General features: G+C 41.8%; 4 protein-coding genes. 3 read left to right on the top strand and 1 reads right to left on the bottom strand.

All coding sequences use genetic code 11. The features are described 5' to 3' along the window. From ACW12G_RS06200 to ACW12G_RS06190, 3 genes are all read left to right on the top strand, one after another. The coding region (locus ACW12G_RS06200; RefSeq protein ID WP_455647529.1) for a single-stranded-DNA-specific exonuclease C-terminal domain-containing protein at positions 1-1,506 on the top strand (1,506 nt) is incomplete at its 5' end. 57 nt (positions 1,507-1,563) lie between these two features. Further along, a complete protein-coding gene (locus ACW12G_RS06195; RefSeq protein WP_029509700.1) occupies positions 1,564-2,094 on the top strand; it encodes an adenine phosphoribosyltransferase in 531 nt (176 codons plus the stop codon). Positions 2,095-2,400: 306 nt separating this feature from the next. Beyond that, positions 2,401-2,658, top strand: a complete 258-nt coding sequence (locus tag ACW12G_RS06190) for a hypothetical protein (RefSeq protein WP_455647528.1) — start codon at positions 2,401-2,403, stop codon at positions 2,656-2,658. A 426-nt stretch (positions 2,659-3,084) separates the two neighbouring features. Here ACW12G_RS06190 and ACW12G_RS06185 read toward each other — a convergent pair whose 3' ends face one another. Next, the gene (locus tag ACW12G_RS06185; RefSeq protein WP_455647527.1) at positions 3,085-4,779 is read right to left on the bottom strand and encodes an ATP-binding cassette domain-containing protein; all 1,695 of its coding nucleotides are present in this window, start codon (positions 4,777-4,779) and stop codon (positions 3,085-3,087) included. Positions 4,780-4,918: the final 139 nt, after the last annotated feature.

Genomic DNA, 4,918 nt, shown 5'->3' with positions numbered 1-4,918 from the left:
GTGGCTTATGCCATGAGTCAAGGCGTGGATGTCATCATCACCGACCACCATGAAATGGGCCCAACGTTACCTGATGCCTACGCCATTGTCCATCCAAGACATCCCGAAGGCGACTATCCATTTACTGATTTATCAGGAGTCGGGGTTGCGTTCAAACTGGCGCAAGCGTTGTTAACTGACGGGGAACCGGTACAAGATAAAAGCGAACTACCAACGGAAATGCTTGATTTGGTGGCGTTAGGTGAAATTGCCGATATGGTATCACTGACGGATGAAAACCGGACGTTGGTCTCATGGGGGCTCAAGCAAATGGCGGAAAGTCCCCGTCCAGGAATTGCTGCCTTATTAAAAAGTGCCGGGCAACTGCCTGAGCAACCCATTATTTCAGAAACGGTTGGCTTTAAGCTTGCGCCACGTTTGAATGCTGTTGGTCGCTTGGGGGATGCGCAGTTAGCATTGGATTTGCTACTGACGCAATCATCAGATGATGCGACGGCATTGGCGACGCAAGTCGAAGCCATTAACGCCCAACGTCAAGAAATTGTTGAAGAAGTTTTTGGTGCGGCCAAGCAATTGGCGTTGTCAGACGCCCATGCCAACGATCAAGTTTTAGTCGTGGCTGGCGATGATTGGCATCAAGGTATTTTGGGGATTGTGGCAAGTCGTCTCGTTGAGTTGATCCACAAACCAGTGATTGTCTTGAGTCTGGTCGATGGGACGTATAAAGGCTCTGGTCGAACATATGGCGATTTTGATTTGTACGCGCTCATGGGTCAATACCGTGATTTGTATAACACATTTGGTGGTCATGCCAGTGCGCTTGGCTTAGGTATTTCCCCAGCAAATTTAGCTATTCTGCGGGAGCGGTTATCAAGTTTGCCAGCCTTAGTGATACCTGAAAAACAAGTCACAGTGAACATGATGTTACCCGTTAACCAACTGGCGCCAACGCTTTATGATGCGTTAAAGTTAATGGAACCTTTTGGGACGGACAATCCGGAACCAGTCTTTGGTTTCCAAACGCCTAAAATTGAAAAAGCCATGACAATGGGGGCTACCCAACAACATGTCAAGTTAACGCTAGCAAATCAAATTGAAGCGGTTGGCTTTAATCATCCAGATTGGACGCGCATTGTGCAACAACCGGCTGGGGTATCATTTGCCGCCACTTTGGGCTTGAATTATTTCCGGGGTCAAGCGAAGCTACAGTTGTTACTAGCAGATGTGGTCTTACCAGAATCAGTGGAAAACACGGCGCATAAGCAATTTTTTGCGCAGGTTTATAAGTTTATTTATGCCCATCAAGACTTAAACTTTGGGCAAAACTTGGCAAAAATCGCTAAGCAACTCCAACTCAGTCCCAAAGACCTCAATATTATGATTCAAGTCTTTATTGAGCTGGGATTTGTCCGGATTGTGGACGGCTATGTTAAAATTATTCCAAATGCCCCACAAAAGTCATTGACGACATCAGTGACCTATCAAAAATTTTTGGCTAATCGTTAAAAAGTAAATAGAAAGCAGGGTGTGTTCGTACAAGCGGAACGCGCTCAGAGAAAAAATATGACAGTAGATTTACACAATTATGTTGCCACCGTAGAAAACTTTCCTGAACCAGGGGTGAGTTTTCGCGATATTTCGCCTTTAATGGGCAATGGTGTGGCTTATCATCAAGCTATTGATGCCATTGCTACATTTGCAAAGGATTTGAATGTGGACTTGATTGCCGGACCCGAATCACGTGGTTTTATTGTCGGTTCACCTTTGGCTTACGCTTTGAACGTTGGCTTTGTGCCAGCACGTAAGGGTGGCAAGTTGCCGCGTGAAGCGGTTAGCGCGTCATATTCACTTGAATATGGCAAGGAAAATGTGTTAGAAATTCACAAGGATGCCATTCAACCTGGGCAACGGGTCCTAATTGTGGACGATTTGTTAGCCACAGGTGGCACAATCAATGCAACTCGCGAGATTATTGAAAAGCTCGGCGGTGTTGTGGCGGGCGTTGCCTTCATTATTGAACTCACTGAATTGCATGGTCGTGAAAAGATCATGGCTTCTGGGGATGTGCCATTTTTGGCCTTGATGACTTACTAAAAAAGCAACCACGTTTGTGGTTGCTTTTTTAGTCATTATCTTTGCTATTCTAAATGCACAATGATAAGATGAACCATAATCTTATCATGATATTTTCGTGTACACGAAATTCGAATCAGCTATGGGTAAAAAATGATGAAAAATACCAAAATGGCAAGAAAGCACTTTAAGACGAGATACCTGCTAATGGCTGTTTTGGCGATTGGGATTTTGTGGTGCATGTCAGTGCCAGCGATTCACCGGACTACGACAACAAAAAAAGCAGCGTAAGCGCTGAGTCAGCGGGTAGCCAGTGAAAATGCAGCAGTGACGGGTCTGTATGGCAAAGAAAAACGACCAGATAACGTACCAGTGACTTCTGGCGAAAGTGTTGCATCCAGTGCGCCAGCAACACAAGCTGGTCAAGATACGACTGCGAGTCCAGTTTATTTGATGCAGGTGGACGGAATTTGGCTCTTTAGAAATTTTGAGACTGGTCAAGATCATCAATTAACTCCGGATGAAATTCAGCGATATGTCAGCCAATCAACCCAAGACGTTGTTCAAAAGGTCAGCAGTCAGTGAGTTGTGCGTTGACAGTCTGTCAACGCATGGTAAATTTTACTATGCTACAATCATGAGGCAAGCAAGTTAAGGCGTTGGTGAGTCTGATAGCAGGGGGTGATGTATATGCGTTTAACCTCAAGCTATAAGAGAGGATAATATCCAACATGGCCACTTTGGTCACGGTAATTGTGTTAATCACTAAGTTGGTTCTATTGGCTACGGCTATTATAGAATTGATCAATGTGATTAAAAAGTCTAAAAAATAGGCAAACAAAAACCCCTTAACTTTGGCCGGTTCTAGGGGTTTTTGTTTGTATTTAACTTAATCAACACCACCAACGCTCAGCGCGCTTGTGATTTAAAGGCTCATGTCTCTAGCATGGGTCTTTTTTAATGGTTTCATTATATCATGGATTTTATAAACTTAGAAATGAACGAATTGGATTAGTCAGCGACAGAACCGTTGTATTTTCCTGCAATATTTAAAAAATTCAAAAATTCTTGATTAAATAACAAGACATCAGGTGATGCCATCTGGTAAAGCTTGCCATCTTGGATCCAAATAATCTCGTCATATCTTTTAAGTAATGCCATATCAAACTTATGCGTGATATAAAGCAATGTCAAATCATCATGATTTAATAGACTGTTCTCAACGTCATGGGCCAAGCTTGAATTGAGGCCAGACAAGCTTTCATCGAGCACAAGCAGCGGTTTTTGTTGATACAATCCTCTGGCGATGGCGATACGTTGTCGTTCGCCGCCTGAATAATTCGTCCCATTACTGGTGATCTGATTGGTTAACTGATTTTCATTTGTTAAAAACTGTTTCGCGCCACTGTCTAGAAGTACTTTTTCTAATTTGTTGTTATCAACTTTTTTGTACATCACAATATTTTGTTCAACGGTCATGTTAAAAAGATAAGGGGATTGATTCACATAAGCCACAATATCAAACATTTGGTTGTTGGCGTTGACGACTTGATCGTCAACACTGATTTCCCCGTCGAAATTAGTGATAAAGCCTGCCAATACATTGGCTAACGTTGATTTTCCTGAACCACTTGGGCCAATGATCAGATATTTCTTATTTTTAATGAGCGACAAAGAGATATCATCAAGAATTGTTTTGTCGTTAAGGTTGACCGAGATATGGTTTAACGTAATACGTTCGTTAAAGACGCGTTTTGGCAGGTCGCTTTGGTGATCATCCTGACCTTTGGATAGGTTTTCAATTTTTTTCACAATGGGCTTGGTGCTTTTCATTTGAGGAATTAGCTGAAAAATGCCAATCAATGGATAGACCAGCGTGTTCATCGTTTGCACCATCGTTAACATGATACCAATAGAAATGGCGCCTTGCATGATGAACCAAATCGCCGTCAGGACTGCAGCGTACTGAACAAATAGGCCAAGCGTGGCTGAGGTGGCATAATTCGACATAATCCATTGGCCTGATGAAATGCGAGATTGTGTATATTTTTGATTTGTGCGCTGAAAATCTTTTAAAAAATAAGGTAATGTTTGCGTCGCTTTGACGGTTGCAAAACCATTCAAAATATCCGTCACGGATTCGGTCAAATTTTCTGATTTTTCGGAAAGGGCCAATTGCTTTTCCTGCAATTTTTTACTCATCAGCGTAGGAATCAAGAACACAAGTGCTGAACCCAAAATGATAATCAAGAATACCGTTGGTTGATAATATAAAATGACTGCTGAAGAAATGATAACGACGATGATTTGAGAAATTAAATCGAAAAAGGGTTCAATTAAGTTGATTTCAATTAATTCGACATCGTTGAGTAAATTAGACGTATAAGAACTGACTTTATTCTGACCAAATTCAGACACTTGGTTAGCCGTGATGCGAGCCATGGTTTTTTCCCGAATACCGTACATGATTTTGCCCACAAATTTAACCATCAGTGTTTGATTAATGACATCAAACACATAGCGGATTAAGACCACCGTAATCCCAGCAACAATCATCATAAAAAACAACGTGGTATCTTTATGATGAGAACGTTCGACAATATAGCCATAATAGGCCGCACTGACCACACTGGCCAGGGCATATAAAGCAGATGTTAGACTAACGATTAGGATGCTCCGCCAATTTTTTGCTATGATTTCTGTCATACTTGATTTGCTCCCGTCATGCTGAGACATATGCTTGAATCGCTTTTCTATTGCTGATGTTAAAAATGATGAATTTCTTATCTAGTTATCATGTCACTGTAAAATAATATACCATAGCTATGAATTTAATGTATATTTA

Source organism: Leuconostoc sp., from assembly GCF_965300815.1.
Note: the sequence above shows the minus strand (reverse complement) of the source record. Positions and strands in the feature narration are given on the sequence as shown.